Genomic DNA, 15,992 nt, shown 5'->3' with positions numbered 1-15,992 from the left:
ACGGTCTATCCTTCTTCATGCGGAACCGGCGAGGGCTTCGCCCCGGCGCGCGCGTTCACGCTGTCCCTCGCCCAGACCACCTGGTCAGTGACCCAGGCGTTCAACCAGACCGCCAGCATCGTCGCCTCGCGAACCACAAACACGATGGGCGCAGCCCAAGATAACTGCCATCCTTTGACTATGGAAAGCAATGTTTCGAGCGTAAACCACAGAAGAAGCGTCGCCGACGCCGCTGAAAGGGGGGCGACCCCGATAAGCGGCGCCGCCAGCGCAGATGCGATAACCGCTGGAACTGCTTGGCATATCGGTTCAGCGAGGAAAGAAATCAGCTCGTCCTTCCGACGAACGACGCTCCAGCGCAACTGCCGCTGATACACGTCGACGAACGCGCGCGCGCCGAGTTCCTGTCGCACCGGCCAATGGGAGAAGACGGGCCGTTTGCCTGCGCGCCGCATAGCTTTCGCCAAAGCGTTGTCTTCGCCGACGGTATGAGAAATCGCGTCGAACCCTCCCGCGCGCAGGAAGTCCGAACGCCGAAACAGCATGATCTTGCCGACGCCATGCCCCTGCCCCAGGGCCGAGGCGAGAAACAGCATACGGGCATGCGGACCGTTGATGATAGCCGCCTCGACGTGAGCGGCGAAATTCTCGAGCCGCGCGCAATAGGGGATCGCGCAAACGAGCCCGACGTCCTCCGTCAGTTGCCTGACATGCTGCGCCAGCGCGTCCGGCTCCAGCAGCACATTGGCGTCTTTCATCAGTATCACGTCATGCGTCGCCTGCATGAAGGGCGCGTAGAGATTGTCGACCTTCGGACTGACCGCGAATCTCGCCGTCGAACGGAGAATGCGCGACGGCACTGATGGGTGACGCGCGAGAATGGCGCGCATGCGCTGGACCGCCGGCGCGTCAAGGTCGGTCGCCGAGACAGTCACGTCGAACTCGGGATAGCGCTGCGTCAGCGCCGATTCCTGCGTGCGATCGAACTGATCTTCGAGCAGCTTGACGGGAAGGACGATCGAGATCGGCGGCCGATCCCGCCGTGTGGCGCGGCGCGCGGCGAGCCAGGGTTGCGCGATCGTCGCCGCCACGGAGACGAGAAGCAGAGCGACGGCGATCATCCAGTAGGCGCCTGCGGCGCCAGCGAAGACGGTGTAGGCCGTCACGAGATCTCTCGTTCCGTCGTCTCAGGCACATCGACATGGAAGCGCCGCATGACCCCGTCGACGACGGCCGGCGGCAACAGGGCGAAGAAACGCATCGCCGCATACATGAACAGCGGAAAGGCGATCACCGGACGGCGCCGCTCCAACCCGCGCTTGATGATCAGAGCGGCGCGCTCGTCGGACATGGCGCCGGGCTGCCAGGACTTCGTGCGCGCCGACATCGGCGTCTTGACGAAGCCCGGCACGATCAGACTGACCGAAACGCCATGCGGCGCCAGCGCGCCGCGCAGCGAATCCGCCCACATGTGCGTGGCGGCCTTCGCGGCGCAATAGGAGGGCGAATACGGCAGGCTGCGCACCCCGGCCATCGAGCCGACGATGGCGATTCTGCCGCTCTTGCGCGCGCACATCGGCAGGATGGCGGGCTCCACGGTGTTGAACACGCCCTCGACATTGATCTTGAGCATCGCCCGCACGGCCTCGGGCGTTTCGAGAAGCTGGCCGCGCAGCAGCCCCGTCGCGACGCCGGCGTTGGCGACGAGAATGTCGATGGGGCGTTTCTCATGGGCCGAATGAACGATGCCCGCCATGGCGTCCCGGTCGCGCACGTCGGCGACGTAAGTCTCCGCCTCTTGCGCGCCCGCCGCGCGACAGGCGCTGGCGGCGGCCTCCAGCCGTTCGGCGTCGCGGCCGAGCAGCACGAGGCTCGCGCCCTCCGGCGCATAGGCGAGCGCCAGGGCGCGCCCGATGCCGCTCGAGGCGCCGGTGATCAGGACCCGAGGGGCGCTTCTACCCACCGGCGCGCTCCGTTCTCCGGTGCGCGGGGAAATTCATGTGGCTGCCCTCGGCCGCAGGGTGGCTTCGCCGATGACGCCAGGCGCCCGCGCAGCGCCATAGGCCGTCAGACGAACAAAGATCTCGTTCTCCGTCGCCCGCAGCACCCGGCCCGTCAGCCGCACCGTCTCTCCGCGCAGGATCGGCTGCACGAACTTTCCGCCGATGGAAGAGATCACGAGGTCGGCGCGCCACGCTCTCAGCATCGGCTCAAACGCGGCGATGAGCTTCATGCCGTGCACCGGCGGCGCGGCGAGCCCGATCGCCGCCGCCACGGCGTCGTCGAGATGCAGCGGATTGGCGTCCCCCGAGACCTCGGCGTAACGCTCGAGCGAAGGCGCGTCGAACGGGCCGATGATGGTCTCCGGCAATTTGTCGCCGACCTTGACGGGATCGCTCATGACGCGCTCCCAAATCCGGCGCGCGGGACGAGCCGCAGGATCGTTTCTATGCGAGCGCAGGACTCCCCCTCGGGCGTCGCGACCGTCGCGATCATCGTCAAGCGCGGCGGCGTTTCCTCGCGGCTCATGGTGACGCTCAAATCGTAGCTCTCGCCCGCGACAAGCGGCGCATCGTAAGAGAAGGTCTGCGCCTCATGAACGGGCACCACGTCGAGTTCGGCGCAGAGGTCTCGAACGACTGAAAACAGCGAGGGCTCGGCGAGCCAGACCGCCGGATAGGCGAGCGGGACGTTGGCGCCGTCGCCGCCCGTTTCGCGCGCATAGGCTGCGGCGCGCGCCGGATCCACGCGCAGCCTGAACGGCCCCAGCGCGAGCGACGGCTCAAGCGGCATGACGTACGATCAACACGGCGTTGATCCCTCCGAAGGCGAAGGAGTTGGACATGGCGGCGTCGATCCTGTGCTTGCGCGCGGCGTTAGGGACGACGTCGAGCGGGCACTTGGGATCCGGCTCCAGGAAATTGATGGTCGGAGGCGCGGTCTGCTCCCGCAGCGCCTGTATGGTGATGACGAGTTCGAGGCCGCCGCTCGCGCCGAGCGCATGGCCGTGAATAGGCTTCGTCGACGACACCGGCACTGCGCGCCCGTAGTCGCCGAATACGCGCAGAATCGCTTCCGCCTCGGTGATGTCGTTGGCGTGCGTCGCGGTGCCGTGCGCGTTCACGTAATGAATCTCCTGCGGCTCCATTTCCGCGTCTTCAAGCGCCAGGGCGATCGAGTTTGACGCCCCTTCGAGGTCCGGCCGCACCGGATCCTTCGCGTCGCTCGTCGTGCCGTAGCCGGCGAGTTCGCACAGCGGCTCATGGCCCCGCGCGCGCGCCGCCTCCTCCGTTTCAAGGATGAAGACCGCCGCGCCCTCCCCGAGCGACATGCCGTTGCGGCCTTTCGAGAACGGACGGCACAAATTCGGCGTCATTACGCGAAGGCCTTCCCAGGCGCGGATCGTCGCATTGATGACGCAGGCCTCGGCGCCGCCGACGATCGCCCTGTCCACGAGGCCCTGCCGGATCATCTGCATGCCGAGCCCGATCGATTGCGTCGCCGACGAGCAGGCGCTTCCAATCGCGAATGTCGGGCCGAGGCAGGAAAACCGCATCCCGATGGTCGCGGGGCATGCGCTCGGGATGAGCTTCGGGACGCTCAACATCTCGGGGCGCGTCCCCTCGACATAATAGCGGTAGATGCCGTCCTCGATCGTCGTCATCCCGCCGATCCCTGTCCCGATGATGACGGCGGTTCTGGGTCCGGCGATGTCCTTGCGCGCGAAACCCGCCTGCGCCATCGCTTCATCGGCGGCGACGATGCAGAACTGCGTGAAGGGATCGCAGAACGGAAGGACTTCCGGTTCGATGTAGTCGGCGGGATTGAAGTCGGGCACCTGGGCCGCGATTTTGATGCGGCCGTCGTAAGGGCGTTCCGTCCGGAGCGGCCGGATCTGGGCGAGGCCGTCGCGCGCCGCTTCCCACAGCTTTTGCGCGCCGACGCCCGAGGCGCACACCGCGCCCATCCCAGAAATTACGACGCGGCGTTCTCCGGCCCGCGCACGCGAGAACGCCATTTACTGCTTCTCGCGCTCTTTCTGAATATGATCGGCGATCGCCTCGATCAGACTCTTGACGTCTTTGGCTTCCTGCAGCGATCCATCCATCGGAATATAGACGTTGAACTTCTCCTCGAGCGCCGTGAGGATCATCACGATGTCCACGGATTTGAGGTCGAGGCTCTCGATCGACGCGTCGGGCGTGATCTTGGTTCGGTCGACCATGCCCTCAGACGCGATCACCTCGATGATCTCGTCAACGAGCTGGCTGTTGTCCTGCAGATTCTCTGTCACGAAATCCCTCCGTCTCAGGGTTCTTCGCCGCCTGGGCGACAACTCGCTTTCGCACGCGACGCGTTGACGCGGCGGCGCCGATCCGACGCCCTTTAGTTCGAGGCGCGCCGCCGGATCGCCCGCCTGAAGTCCGGCTATTCCGCCCCAGCGCCCTGTTTTCCGCCCTCAGAGCGCGGTCGGCACTGGTTAAGGCGTTTGGGCGCGAAAATAAAGCCCGCAGCTCCCGAAGCGGATTTGCAGTGGCCCGTCGGGTCGCTTCATGCGAAAAGGCCGGCCGAAACAATGGAGGGCGACAGCGAAAATGACGGGACAGGAGACGGCGCTCGCGGGGGTTTTTCCACAGGCCACGGAATCGCAGTGGCGCGTTCTCGTCGAGCGGGCGCTCAAGGGCGCGTCCTTCGAAACGCTCGTCTCCAAGACCTATGATGGCGTTTCAATTCAGCCGCTTTACGCCCGCCCCGCCGGTCTGCCCGTCCCTGCCCTGCGGAAAAATCCTGGCCGCTGGGCCATTCTCGCGCGCGTCGACCTCGCCGACGCCGACGCCGCCAACCGACTGGCGCTGCAGGATCTCGACGGCGGCGCCGACGGACTGCATCTCGTCTTCGCCGGCTCGATGGGCGCCTATGGCGGCGGATTGGCCAGCGACGATGATGAAACGATCGCCCACGCGCTCGCCAATATTCGCCTCGACTACGGCATTCCGCTGACGCTCGACTATTCGCCCCGGGCGCCGGGCGCCGCCCAGGCGCTCATGCGTTACATCGACCGCCAGCATATCGAGCCGTCGATCACACGGGTTTCCATGGGCTTCGATCCGCTCGGCGCGCAGGCGCGGCACGGGTTCGCGCCGGAGCCATGGGCGCAGGACGCAAAGCGCTTCGCGCGCGACGTAAAGGCGGCCGCCGACGCGGGATTCATCTACGCGACCGCGGTCGCGGACGCCCGCGTCGTGCATTCGGCGGGCGGGACCGAGGCGCAGGAACTCGCCTTCGCGCTTTCCTCGGCGCTCGCCTATCTGCGCGCGCTGGCCGACGCCAGCCTAGATCTCGATTCGGCGCGCAGCCTCATCGCCTTCCGATTCTGCGCCGACGCCGATGAATTGGCGGGCGTCGCCAAGTTCCGCGCCGCGCGGCGCCTTTGGGCGCGCGTCGAAGAGGCCTGCGGACTCTCCGCGAAGCCGGCGCTGGTCTTCGCCGAGACGGCGTGGCGGATGATGTCGCGCCGGGACCCGTGGAACAATATCTTGCGCGGCACGCTCGCGGTCTTCTCCGCGGCGGTCGGCGGCGCGGACGCCATTTCCGTCCTCCCCTTCACCCAGGCCCTCGGCGCCCCCGACGAATTCGCGCGGCGGCTGGCGCGGGACACGCAGCTCGTCCTGCAGGATGAATCGCATATCGACGCCGTCGACGATCCGACGAGCGGCGCCGGCGGCTTCGAGGCGCTGACGGATGAGCTGTGCCAGCGGGCGTGGACGCTTTTTCAGCAGATCGAAGCGGACGGCGGCCTTGCCCAAGCGCTGGAGACGGGAGCCTTCCAGGCGAGCGTCGCGGAGGTCGCCGCGCTGCGCGCGAAAAACGTCTCGCGCGCCAAGGACAGAGTCATCGGCGCGAACCAGTTTCCCGATATCCACGAGAGCGCGCTCGATGTCCTAATGCCCTATGACGCGGCGGGCGAAAGCGTCGAGCCGCCGGCCGGCGCGTTAAAGAGCGATCCGCTCGCGCCCCACCGTCTCGCCGAGCCCTTCGAGCGGCTGCGCGAAGACTCCGACGCGCATTTCGCCGTCTCGGGCGTCCGCCCCAGGATCTTCCTCGCCAATCTCGGCCCGGTCGCCGCATTCACCGCGCGTGCGAATTTCGCCAAGAATTTTTTCGAGGCCGGCGGCGTCGAGGCGGTTTTTGGTCCTGAAACCGAGTCCACGAGCGAATTGGTCGACGCTTACCGTGCGTCTGGCGCCAAACTCGCTTGCCTTTGTTCGTCCGACAGGATCTACGGAGACGCGGCGGAAACGGCGGCGCTTGCGCTAAAGGGCGCCGGCGCGCGGCTTTATCTCGCCGGACGGCCGGGCGAACTCGAAGAGCGTCTTCGCCAGGCGGGCGTGACCGAATTCATCCACGCGGGCTGCGACATGCATGGCGCGCTGCAGCGCGCGCTTTCGGAGGCCAAATGAGACGATTAGCGTTGGCGCTTGCGGCCTGCGTGGCGGCCCAGGGGGCATACGCCAAACAGCCGCGCGGCCCGAAGTCGAAGCCGGCCGCCGAACAGGCGCTGACCGGCCCCCTCGGCGATCCGAACGGCAGGTGGAATATCGACGCGACGACGACCGTCGGCGAGTGCCAAACGCTCATTCCGCAGTCCCTGGCGATCGTCGACAATAAGATCGTTCCCTCTCCAGGCCCCGCCGTATCGTCCTGGGGCTATGTCGACGAGGAAGGGACGGTCGTCGCGAGATTCACCGGCGAAGGAGAGCGCGTGGCGCGTTTCCATGGAACGCTGCGCGGCGGCAGGGGCTCCGGCGCCTGGTCGTCCTCGACGGACCTCTGCGGCGGAACCTGGCGCGCGTCGCGCAGCGACGCGGCGGCGCAATAGCCGCCGCCGTTATCGCGGGCGCTCCTCGAAATAGCTGTCGTCGTCGCCCGAGAACATCCCCTCGCCGCGCATCGGACGCGCCGCCTGCACGACCGTCGGCGCCGCCGAATCGGCGCCGGCCGACCGAACGCCGAGCCCGTCGCGCTGATAGATGTCCTCGCGGAACTGGGTCACGCCGTCCGGCGTCGCCCACGCCGTGATGTAGACCCAGTAGACCGGCACGGCCGGCGTGATCTTGACGTCCACGCGCTCGCCGGAGGCGATGACTTCGTCAATGTGGTCGCGATCCCAGCCGGGCGTCTCCTTCAGGAGCCAGGCGACGTAGTCGCGAACGTTCTGGAGCCGGATGCAGCCCGACGAGACGAAGCGGAAATCGTCGCCGAAAACGCCCTTGGCGGGCGTATCGTGCATGTAGACGCCATAGGGGTTGGCGATGTCGATGCGCACGACGCCCAGCGAGTTGAAGTCGCCGCCGATGTCCTGGCGGAATCGGAAATTCAGCGCGTCGAGCGAGCGCCAATTGATCTGCTCGGGCTGAAGCTCCTGGTTGTCCTTGCTGTAGACGCGGATGTGGTTGGCGCTGAGATAGTTCGGATCCGCCTGCATCTTGGGGATCAGATCCTTGCGGATGACCGAGGCCGGCACGGTCCAGAATGGGTTGAAATTGACCTGGATGGCCTTGGTCTGCATCACCGGCGACTGGCGGTCGATCTTGCCCACGCCGGCCATGTGATGGGTCATGACCTCCCCGTTCTCCACGGTCTCCACGGTGGCGGCGGGGATATTTGCGGTGACGTAGCGGTTGCCGAGATCGCGCGAAAAGCTGTGCAAGCGCACGAGGTTGGTCTCAAGCTGCTTCAGCCGGATCTCAGCCGGAACGTTCAGCGCCTGGATGGTCTGCTGATTGACGACGCCGCTCGCGATGAGGCCGTGGCGCGCCTGAAAACGGCGAACCGCCGCCTCGACGTAGGAGTCGAACACCGGGCTCGCGCCCGTTTCCTGGCCGATATCGCCCGAAACGATCAAGCGACGCCGCAGCGCCGACACCGCGGGACTGTTCGAGCCCAGCCGCAACTGCTGGCCGGCGGGCACCTGCGGCCAGCCGCCGTTGGCGACGATTTCGCGGATGCGCTCGATCGCCGCTTGAGTTGCGGCCACGGTATGGGTGGAGAGGATGGGAGTCGTCGAGCGCGACACGGTCAGGCGCGCGTCGGCGTCGTAGCGCTGCGCCCACTCGGCCTGTCCGTCCTGGTCCCAGGCCGCCGAGGCTGGCGTGAGAGCGACAGCGCCCAGAACGAGCGCGGCGCCGCGGGCAAACTGGAATATTGCGGATTCTCGCACAGATCGCTCCAATCGCATCGCCGGAGACCACTCCGGCGGTCAAGCCAAAAGACGGCGCCGCCTAGAGGACCGCGCCGGCTCTTTTGATCGAGTTGTGCATCTTCAGCGTTAACAAGGCGCGAATAGTCCGGCGATTTTGTGGCCTGGGGCGCAGCGACCAGTCAGCCCACCCGGATCCATCCGCTCATGCCGAGGCGTTCCTGGGGCAGGAAGCGCGATTTATATTCCATCTTGCGCGAACCCTCGACCCAATAGCCAAGGTACACATGCGGCAGACCGAAGTCCCGGGCGCGATCCGCATGATCCAGAATCATGAAAGCCCCGAGCGAACGATGCTCGAGTTCAGGCTCGTAGAACGAATAAACCATCGACAATCCGTCGGAGAGCCGATCGGTCAGGCAGCAGGCGACGAGCGGGCCGATTTCGCCATTCGCCTGCGCCAGACGGTATTCGATGAGGCGGGTGTCCACGTGGCTGTCTTCGACCATCATCTGATAGTCGACCATGCTCATGTCCGCCATGCCGCCATCGGAATGGCGGGCGCCGACATAGCGGCGGAACAAGGCGTATTGCTCCTGCGTCGCTCGCGCCGGACGCGTTTCGGCGACAAGATCGCCATTGCGCCGGCGCACGCGCCGCATGCCGCGCGTCGGCGTGAATTCGTCGACCTTCACCCGCACGGAAACGCAGGCGCGGCACTGCTCGCAGGCGGGCCGGTAAGCGATGGTTTGCGAGCGACGGAAGCCTGACTGCGTCAGCGTGTCATTGAGCGCCGGCGCGCGCAGGCCGATCAGATGGGTGAAGACCTTCCGCTCCTCGCGGCCCGGCAGATAGGGGCACGGCGCCGGAGAGGTCAGATAGAATTGCGGCGCGTCGCGCGGCTCTTTCGTCACGCTCTATGATCCCAGATTCTCAATTAATCTAGAGCGCCCGTACCGCGCGCGCCAAGGGCGATTTGCAGCGTAGAAGTTGCGAATTTTAAGACGAGCGCCGCAAAACGATGACGTCCGCGAGCATGTCGTGCAGGCAGCGCTTGTCGCTCGTGAAGAGCGATACGAGCAGCAGCGGCGGAAACAGCCAGGTGACGTAGAACAGCACGGCATGGACGGCGGCCTGCAGAAACGGCACGGGGTCGCCGTCCATGGTGCGCATCTCCAGGTCCATGAACGCCATGCCCGGCGTCGCCATTCTCGACCCGGAGACTGTCAGGCCATTGTAGAAAAAGGCGACGATCGGGAACAGCGGCGGCAGGATGAACGCCGACAGCCCCGCGCTCAGGATGAAGAGAGCGACGAACAGCGCCGCCGACATGCCGGCGACCAGGATCAGGTCAAGCATGACGGCGATGATGCGGCGCGTGCGCACGCCCTCGAGCGCCTGTGGCGGAATATAAGGGGCGGCGCGCGCGCCTATCGGGTCGAAGGGCTGCCCGCGTCTGGAAAAGGGATCGCGCTCGGTCATCGAGTTAGCCGCCTTTCGGTTGACCCGCCAAAGATCGGCGACCGCGGACGCGGTTTCAAGTGCGCCGCTCGGCCTGCGGAATGCGGGGATTAGCGCCCGCTCGGCCTTGACGGAGGCGGCCCCTTTGTCGCAAGCCTCCCCAGCCGGCGCGCGCCCCTGCCCGCCCGGAGCAGCCTCGGGAATGCACATGGACAGCAACGCCGTCGACGGCGGACATTTGCGCGCCTTCATCGAGCGGATCGAGAAGCTCGAGGAGGAAAAACGCGCGATCGGCGACGACATCAAGGATGTCTACGCCGAAGCGAAGGGCACAGGGTTCGACCCCAAGGTGATGCGCAAGATCGTGTCGCTCCGCCGCCAGGACAAGCACAAGCGGCAGGAGGAGGAGGAAATCCTCGACCTCTACCTTTCGGCGCTCGGCATGGAATAGGCCCGTAAGCTCCCGTTAACCATATTTCCCTAACGCTAGCTGGGCCGCCTTTGCGCCGACGCGCGAGGAACGCGCACGCGCGAGGGATGACGTGCCGCCGGACAGCCTGCCGAGCCGCGCCGCAGTTGCGGCGGTCTGCGTCGCGCTTGCGGCGCTGGCGGCTTCGCCGGCTTCAAGCCAGACCAGGCAACGCGCAATCGACGCTCGACCGGCCGCCCCGCCGCTCGCGCCGCTGGGCCGACCCGCGCCTCCCCTTCCCCAAATGGACGTCGAAGTTCCAGCCGACGCGGAGCCGTTGACGCGCGGCGCGCCGATGGACAAGGATCCGCCGGTCTCCGGCTACGCCAATTACGGCGCGCCCAAGCGCAAGGAAAAGCTGCCGAAGCCCTACCCGCCGCCGCGGGTCTATACGCCGCGCCCCTTCGCCCCGAAGAATCCGCTGCCGCCGCTCGAGCCCTATCGCAAGTCGTCGCAAGCCAGGGCGCTCCTGAAACTGCGAGGAACGCTGACGCAGCCCCTGGCGCCCATTCCGCCGCCCGTCACGGTCGCCGCGCTTCCGACGCTCCCGTTGAGGCCAAGACCAAGGCTGGAGCGGAGTCCGTTCGAGCCGCTGGGGATTGGCGTCGGCTCGATGCGCTTCTCGCCCTTCCTCGAACTCTCCGGCGGCTATGATGACAACCCGAACCGGCTCGCGCCCGGCACAGTCGGCAAGCGCGGCTCCTCGGTCATTCGCGGCGACGGCGGGTTTGCGTTGCGTTCGGACTGGGCGCGCCACAGCCTCACGGCCGAGTTGCGCATGGGCTATGCGGTGTATCCGGAATATTCGCCCGCCAACAGGCCGGACGGCGCCGGCCGGCTCGTCGCGCGCTATGACGTCACGCGCGACACGCAGCTCGACTACAGGATGACTTTTTCGCTGGACACCATTCGTCCGGGCGCGCCGGGACTCTCGACCGGCGTCCCCGATGTTTTCGTCGTCAACCGGCCGATCGTCATCGGCGCCACCGCCGAGCCAGGGATCACACACCGCTTCGGCAGGCTCCTGGTGTCGATGAGAGGCGTTTACGAACGCGTCAATTACGAGAACGGCGTCAACAACGACGGCACGATTCTCAATCTCTCGTCGACGAGCTACAACGGTTTTGGCGGCGTCGGCCGGATTTCCTATGAAATGACGCCGGATCTCAAGCCCTTCATCGAAGGCGATTTCGCACGGCGGCTGCACGATAGTCCGGTCGACTTCAACGGCTATTACCGGGACAGTTTCGGCTTCACGGTCCGCGGCGGCGCGCTGGTGAATTTCAGCGAATTGCTGAAGGCCGAAGCTGGCGCGGGTTATGGCGAACGAGATTACGCCGACCCCCGACTGACGACGCTGCGTGGCCCGATCGTCGACGCCGCGCTGATCTATACGCCCTCTGCGCTGACGACCGTGACGCTGACCGCCAACACGGCCTTCAACGAAACGACATTGGAAGGCGCCAGCGGCGTGCTAAGCCAGCTATACACTCTGCAGCTGTCGCATGATCTCCTGCGCAATCTCAACGTGACGATGCTCGGCTCCTATTTCATCAACGACTACGAAGGGGCCGACGTCTTCGAGCGCGGCTACTCGGCGGGCGTCAAGCTCGATTATAAGATCACGCGCACGATCTCGCTGCGCGGCAGCTTTGTTCACGAGGTTCTGGATACGAGCTTTCCGAACGCCGACTATATCGCGAACACTCTGCTCGTCGGGTTGAGGTTTCAACTTTGAAGGCGCCCGCTCTCGCGATTAGTCGTGCGCGAGCGCTGGCGACAACGGGAGCGCTGGATGGATTTTGGCGCGCAGGATGAAGTCGTGCGCTTTCTCGTCTCGCTTGACGGCGGCGCGGAGCGAATCGTCACCACCCACATTTCGATCGTCGCACTCTGCAAGACGCACGCCTATAAGCTGAAAAAAGCCGTGCGCTTTCCCTATCTCGACTTCTCGACGTCGAGCCGGCGATTGGAGATGTGTGAGCGCGAAGCGGCGCTCAACATGCGTTTCGCGCCCGAACTCTATCTCGGCGCCCATCGCGTGACCCGCGAGGCGGATGGCCGGCTGGTGCTCGACGGCGCGGGTGAAACGGTCGACGCGGTGGTCGTCATGCGCCGCTTCGCAGACGACGATCTCTTCGAGCAAATTGCAAAAGAGGGCCGCCTGACGCGCGCAATGGTCGAAGCGCTCGCGCGGCGAGTGGCGAAGACCCACGACGAAGCGACGGCGGACTATCAGAGCGGCGGCGCCGCGGCGATGCGCCGGACGCTGGACGAGACCGCCTTGAGTTTGCGCAACGCGGCGGCGGCAAGCCCGGCGCAAATCGACACGCTCGTTGCGCGTCTCAACGAAGACCTGAACGCCCATGGCGCGCTTCTCGACTCTCGCAAGGCTCAGGGCAAGGTGCGCCGCTGCCATGGCGATCTGACGCTGCGCAACATCTGTCTGTTCGAGGGCGCGCCGACGCTCTTCGACTGTCTCGAATTCGACGAGGAGCTCGCGACGATCGACGTGCTCTACGACGTCAGCTTCCTGCTGATGGATCTTTGGCGCGTCGGCGCGCTTGCCTCCGCGAATATAGCGTTCAACCGCTATCTCGACGCACGCGACGAGACCGATGGCCTGCCGGTTCTCCCACTTTTCATGTCGCTGCGCGCCGCCATACGCGCGCATGTCGAAGCGTCGCAGCACAACGCCGATCGCGCGCGCCTCTATCTCGATCTTGCACAGACGCTGCTCACGCCCGGCAAAGGCGCCGTCATCGCAGTTGGCGGTCTCAGCGGGTCGGGCAAATCGAGCGTCGCCGCTGCGCTGGCGCCGCGCGTCGGACGCCCGCCAGGCGCGCGCGTCGTCAACAGCGACCGGATCCGCAAGCGGCTCTTCGCCGTCGAGCCCACGGCGCGCCTGCCGCAAGAGGCCTACGCCAGCGCAGTTTCGGCGAAGGTCTACGGCGAAATGTTCGACGTTGCGGCGCGAACGGCCGCGCTCGGCTGGCCCGTCATCGTCGACGCCGTCTTCGACCGTCCTCAGGACCGCGAGGCGATAAGAGCCGCGGCCGAGCGCGCGCGGACGCCATTCTTTGGCGTCTGGCTGGATCTCGATCTCGACCGGCGCGCGGCGCGCGTCGATTCGCGCGTCAATGACGTATCCGACGCGACGCGAGCAGTGCTCGAGGCGCAAATGGAAAAGCCGACCTGCGAAATCGAGTGGCTGAAGTTCGACGCCTCGAAAGACCCGGAGACGATCGCTGATGAGATTAAGAATGCTTTGAAGTCGTCGTCGCAAACCGCCAAACTGTAATGTCATTCCCGACGCGCGCGAAGCGCGCGTCGGGAATCCAGAACGAAACCCGTCACTCATGCCATTGCTCTGGATTCCCGGTCAGGCCTGCGGCCCGCCGGGAACGACAGCAGCGCCTATGGAACGAGCACCGCCGCGCCTTGCAGCCGGCCTTCGCGGAGGTCCGCAAGCGCTTCGTTCGCCTGCGCCAGAGGATAGCGCGTCGCATGCATCTTCAGCGGCAGCGTCGGCGCGAGCGCCAGAAACTCGCGCGCGTCCTCGCGGGTGAGATTGGCCACTGAGAGCAGTCGCCGCTCCTCCCAGAGCAGCGCATAGGGAAAGCTCGGAATGTCGCTCATGTGAATGCCGCCGCACACGACGGCGCCGCCTTTCTTCGTCGCGGCGAGCGCGCGCGGAATGAGCGCGCCGACCGGCGCAAAGATCAGCGCGGCGTCGAGCGGCTCCTGCGAGGGCGCGTCAGAGTCCTGAGCCGACGCCGCGCCGAGCGACAGCGCAAAATCGGCCGCCGCCCGATCGCCCGGCCGCACGAAGGCGTGAACGCGCTTGCCTTGAGCGATCGCGACCTGAGCGATGATATGCGCTGCGGCCCCGAAGCCGTAGATGCCGATCGCTTCCGCCGGACCCGCCATCTTCAATGTGCGCCAGCCGATGAGGCCGGCGCACAGCAGCGGCGCGAGCGTCGCCGGATCCCCAGTCTCGGGCAGCGGGAAACAGTATGACGCATCGGCGACGGCATGGGTCGCATAGCCGCCGTCGCGCGTGTAGCCGGTGAAGAGCGGGTCGTCGCACAGGTTTTCGCGCGCGCTCAAGCAGTAGGCGCAGTGCCCGCATGTGTGGGCAAGCCAGGGCACGCCGACCCGTTGCCCAGGCGAGAAGCCGGTTACGCCAAGACCGCTCGCGTCAACCCGCCCAACGATCTCATGGCCAGGAATGATCGGAAGCTTCGGCTTGGTCAATTCGCCGTCGATCACATGAAGATCGGTGCGGCAGACGCCGCACGCCTCGACCTTGAGCCGCACTTCCCCCGCGCGTGGCGCGGGGAGCGGCAGTTCCTCCATTACGAGCGGCGTGTTGGGCCGCCGCAGGACCATGGCCCGCATGATTTCCGTCATTGCAGCGACTTCCGCAGAAACAGCCGCGCATGTCCGGGCGGAAAGCCGACAATCTCGCCCGCGCGCGTGAATCCCAGAGCTTCGTAAAAGGCAGCCGCCAGCGGGTCGAAGGTGTCGATATAGATGCCGACGCAGCCGCGGCCCCTGGCCAGCCGCTCGGCCTCGGCCATCAGTCGGCGGCCCAGGCCGCGCCCCCGCCGCGCAGGCTCGACCCAGAGATGACGAACATAGAGCCAGCGCCAGTGGGTGACGCCATTCAAGCCGGCGACGAGGACGCCCTGTGGATCGCGCGCCGCGATGCAGGCTCCACTTTCGTCGCGGGGGCCGAACTGGTCCGCGATCTCATCGCCGAGCCTTGCCGCAATCTCGGCCGACTCCATTTCCTGAATGGAAAGGGCGATCTTCTCAACGTCTTCGCTCTTGATCATGATCGCGCCGTGAAACGGGTCCTCGTTACGCTATTTTGGGCGTGCGCCGCCGGCGCCGCAACGGCTGCGGGCGAAGCCTGCAGGCCCGTCGAAATATCGCCCACGCCGGCGCCGGCGAGCCAGCGGGTGCGCGACTATTCGCCCATATTCGAACTTTGCCGCAAAGACGGCGACTCGCGGCTCGCGATCCGCCGAATGAACGTCGATGGGCAGTCGCTGCTTCTGACCGTCGACCCGCAGACGCTGCAGACGTCGCTGGGTCGCGCCGACTGCTGGCGCTGCGCCGCGACGAGCGACGCCGCTCAGGCCGAAACGCGGTATCTCAAAGCGCTGCGTCCTCCCCAAGAAGCGGCGCGGCCGGCGGCGCTCGTCAACGCGGGACTGATCCATGGCGCGGGCGACGGCGCCTTCGTCACCGGCGACCTCTGCCCCAGCCGCAAGCCGCTCGACCGCAGCTTTTTCGAAAAACTCGCCGCGCAGGGCCCGCACACGCCCGTGACCCTCGCCGTGTCGGGCGCATGGCTTCAGCGTCACCGGGCCGACTTCGCCTGGCTGCGCGAGCAGGAGCGGGCCGGAGCGCTGGCCATCGTCTGGGCGAACCATTCCTACAGCCACCCCTATGTCGCCCGGCTGCAGGAGAGCCGGAACTACCTCATGCGGCGCGGCGTCGATCTCGATCGCGAGATTTTCGAGACTGAAAAGCTCATCATCGCGCAGGGGGAGTCGCCTTCGGTATTTTTCCGATTTCCCGGGCTTGTGGCCGACGGCGCGCTGCTCGAGCGCCTGCGCAGCCGCCATCTGGTGGCGCTCGGAGCGGACGGCTGGCTCGCGCTCGGCCTGCGGCCCCGCCCTGGCTCGGTCGTGCTTGTGCACCCCAACGGCAATGAGCCGGCAGGGCTGCGTTTGTTCTGGCGCCTTCTCGAGACCGGCGCGATGCCTCTCCCCCTGCGGCCGATCAGTGACGCGCCTTAACGCCGGAAACGCCCTTCATTGACAAGGTTTCCGGCGGCTCTTATCTCTC

At 66.3% G+C, this 15,992-nt stretch carries 17 protein-coding genes; 6 read left to right on the top strand and 11 right to left on the bottom strand.

The window, feature by feature from the left end; all coding sequences use genetic code 11:
• Positions 1-5 precede the first annotated feature (5 nt).
• Genes AC0X69_RS17620 through AC0X69_RS17595 form a run of 6 tightly spaced genes read right to left on the bottom strand, consistent with a single transcriptional unit; the run spans position 6 to position 4,294 of the window.
• On the bottom strand, positions 6-1,166 hold the full coding sequence (locus AC0X69_RS17620) for a glycosyltransferase (RefSeq protein ID WP_482609304.1): 1,161 nt from the start codon (positions 1,164-1,166) through the stop codon (positions 6-8).
• The gene (locus AC0X69_RS17615; RefSeq protein ID WP_482609302.1) at positions 1,163-1,963 is read right to left on the bottom strand and encodes an SDR family NAD(P)-dependent oxidoreductase; all 801 of its coding nucleotides are present in this window, start codon (positions 1,961-1,963) and stop codon (positions 1,163-1,165) included. Before AC0X69_RS17615 ends, AC0X69_RS17620 begins: the two co-directional genes overlap by 4 nt.
• A gap of 33 nt (positions 1,964-1,996) precedes the next feature.
• The gene (locus tag AC0X69_RS17610; protein WP_482609300.1) at positions 1,997-2,401 is read right to left on the bottom strand and encodes a MaoC family dehydratase; all 405 of its coding nucleotides are present in this window, start codon (positions 2,399-2,401) and stop codon (positions 1,997-1,999) included.
• Positions 2,398-2,793 (bottom strand): hypothetical protein, encoded by a 396-nt coding sequence (locus AC0X69_RS17605; RefSeq protein ID WP_482609298.1) that lies wholly within the window; start codon positions 2,791-2,793, stop codon positions 2,398-2,400. The genes AC0X69_RS17610 and AC0X69_RS17605 overlap by 4 nt, the downstream gene beginning before the upstream one ends.
• The gene (locus tag AC0X69_RS17600; protein ID WP_482609296.1) at positions 2,783-4,018 is read right to left on the bottom strand and encodes a beta-ketoacyl-[acyl-carrier-protein] synthase family protein; all 1,236 of its coding nucleotides are present in this window, start codon (positions 4,016-4,018) and stop codon (positions 2,783-2,785) included. Before AC0X69_RS17600 ends, AC0X69_RS17605 begins: the two co-directional genes overlap by 11 nt.
• Positions 4,019-4,294: an acyl carrier protein gene (locus AC0X69_RS17595; protein ID WP_482609294.1), complete on the bottom strand. Its 276-nt coding sequence runs from the start codon at positions 4,292-4,294 to the stop codon at positions 4,019-4,021. It lies immediately after the preceding gene.
• Positions 4,295-4,595: 301 nt separating this feature from the next.
• Between AC0X69_RS17595 and AC0X69_RS17590 the strand changes: the two genes are divergently transcribed.
• Together AC0X69_RS17590 and AC0X69_RS17585 are read left to right on the top strand one after the other, a co-directional pair.
• Positions 4,596-6,461 carry a methylmalonyl-CoA mutase family protein gene (locus AC0X69_RS17590; RefSeq protein ID WP_482609293.1) on the top strand — a complete coding sequence of 622 codons (1,866 nt, stop codon included), beginning with the start codon at positions 4,596-4,598 and terminating at the stop codon, positions 6,459-6,461.
• Positions 6,458-6,880: a hypothetical protein gene (locus tag AC0X69_RS17585; protein WP_482609291.1), complete on the top strand. Its 423-nt coding sequence runs from the start codon at positions 6,458-6,460 to the stop codon at positions 6,878-6,880. The genes AC0X69_RS17590 and AC0X69_RS17585 overlap by 4 nt, the downstream gene beginning before the upstream one ends.
• 9 nt (positions 6,881-6,889) lie before the next feature.
• Here the strand turns inward: AC0X69_RS17585 and AC0X69_RS17580 are convergent, their stop codons facing one another.
• From AC0X69_RS17580 to AC0X69_RS17570, 3 genes are all read right to left on the bottom strand, one after another.
• Entirely contained in the window at positions 6,890-8,239 is a 1,350-nt protein-coding gene (locus AC0X69_RS17580; RefSeq protein ID WP_482609289.1) for a L,D-transpeptidase family protein, read from the bottom strand.
• 143 nt (positions 8,240-8,382) lie between these two features.
• Entirely contained in the window at positions 8,383-9,114 is a 732-nt protein-coding gene (locus AC0X69_RS17575) for an arginyltransferase (RefSeq protein WP_482609287.1), read from the bottom strand.
• Between the two features lie 85 nt (positions 9,115-9,199).
• The gene (locus AC0X69_RS17570; protein ID WP_482609285.1) at positions 9,200-9,682 is read right to left on the bottom strand and encodes an RDD family protein; all 483 of its coding nucleotides are present in this window, start codon (positions 9,680-9,682) and stop codon (positions 9,200-9,202) included.
• 181 nt (positions 9,683-9,863) lie between these two features.
• Between AC0X69_RS17570 and AC0X69_RS17565 the strand changes: the two genes are divergently transcribed.
• From AC0X69_RS17565 to AC0X69_RS17555, 3 genes are all read left to right on the top strand, one after another.
• Positions 9,864-10,112 carry a DUF2312 domain-containing protein gene (locus AC0X69_RS17565; RefSeq protein ID WP_428381152.1) on the top strand — a complete coding sequence of 83 codons (249 nt, stop codon included), beginning with the start codon at positions 9,864-9,866 and terminating at the stop codon, positions 10,110-10,112.
• 91 nt (positions 10,113-10,203) lie between these two features.
• Positions 10,204-11,868 carry an outer membrane beta-barrel protein gene (locus AC0X69_RS17560; RefSeq protein WP_482609283.1) on the top strand — a complete coding sequence of 555 codons (1,665 nt, stop codon included), beginning with the start codon at positions 10,204-10,206 and terminating at the stop codon, positions 11,866-11,868.
• Between the two features lie 57 nt (positions 11,869-11,925).
• Positions 11,926-13,431, top strand: coding sequence for a bifunctional aminoglycoside phosphotransferase/ATP-binding protein (locus AC0X69_RS17555; RefSeq protein ID WP_482609282.1), 1,506 nt, complete (start codon positions 11,926-11,928; stop codon positions 13,429-13,431).
• Between the two features lie 116 nt (positions 13,432-13,547).
• Here the strand turns inward: AC0X69_RS17555 and AC0X69_RS17550 are convergent, their stop codons facing one another.
• Together AC0X69_RS17550 and AC0X69_RS17545 are read right to left on the bottom strand one after the other, a co-directional pair.
• A complete protein-coding gene (locus AC0X69_RS17550) occupies positions 13,548-14,531 on the bottom strand; it encodes a zinc-dependent alcohol dehydrogenase family protein (RefSeq protein ID WP_482613433.1) in 984 nt (327 codons plus the stop codon).
• An 8-nt stretch (positions 14,532-14,539) separates the two neighbouring features.
• Complete coding sequence (locus AC0X69_RS17545; protein WP_482609280.1) at positions 14,540-14,971, bottom strand: GNAT family N-acetyltransferase; 432 nt, start codon at positions 14,969-14,971, stop codon at positions 14,540-14,542.
• Positions 14,972-14,980: 9 nt separating this feature from the next.
• Between AC0X69_RS17545 and AC0X69_RS17540 the strand changes: the two genes are divergently transcribed.
• On the top strand, positions 14,981-15,943 hold the full coding sequence (locus AC0X69_RS17540) for a polysaccharide deacetylase family protein (RefSeq protein WP_482609278.1): 963 nt from the start codon (positions 14,981-14,983) through the stop codon (positions 15,941-15,943).
• Positions 15,944-15,992: the final 49 nt, after the last annotated feature.

The organism is Methylocystis sp. Uni0008 (genome assembly GCF_056838045.1).
Note: the sequence above shows the minus strand (reverse complement) of the source record. Positions and strands in the feature narration are given on the sequence as shown.

Coding starts and splice junctions, on each gene's coding strand:
- AC0X69_RS17555 (WP_482609282.1), top strand. CDS start 11,926: ATGGATTTTGGCGCGCAGGATGAAGTCGTGCGCTTTCTCGTCTCGCTT.
- AC0X69_RS17580 (WP_482609289.1), bottom strand. CDS start 8,239: ATGCGATTGGAGCGATCTGTGCGAGAATCCGCAATATTCCAGTTTGCC.
- AC0X69_RS17605 (WP_482609298.1), bottom strand. CDS start 2,793: ATGCCGCTTGAGCCGTCGCTCGCGCTGGGGCCGTTCAGGCTGCGCGTG.
- AC0X69_RS17550 (WP_482613433.1), bottom strand. CDS start 14,531: ATGCGGGCCATGGTCCTGCGGCGGCCCAACACGCCGCTCGTAATGGAG.
- AC0X69_RS17590 (WP_482609293.1), top strand. CDS start 4,596: ATGACGGGACAGGAGACGGCGCTCGCGGGGGTTTTTCCACAGGCCACG.
- AC0X69_RS17545 (WP_482609280.1), bottom strand. CDS start 14,971: ATGATCAAGAGCGAAGACGTTGAGAAGATCGCCCTTTCCATTCAGGAA.
- AC0X69_RS17585 (WP_482609291.1), top strand. CDS start 6,458: ATGAGACGATTAGCGTTGGCGCTTGCGGCCTGCGTGGCGGCCCAGGGG.
- AC0X69_RS17610 (WP_482609300.1), bottom strand. CDS start 2,401: ATGAGCGATCCCGTCAAGGTCGGCGACAAATTGCCGGAGACCATCATC.
- AC0X69_RS17565 (WP_428381152.1), top strand. CDS start 9,864: ATGCACATGGACAGCAACGCCGTCGACGGCGGACATTTGCGCGCCTTC.
- AC0X69_RS17600 (WP_482609296.1), bottom strand. CDS start 4,018: ATGGCGTTCTCGCGTGCGCGGGCCGGAGAACGCCGCGTCGTAATTTCT.
- AC0X69_RS17570 (WP_482609285.1), bottom strand. CDS start 9,682: ATGACCGAGCGCGATCCCTTTTCCAGACGCGGGCAGCCCTTCGACCCG.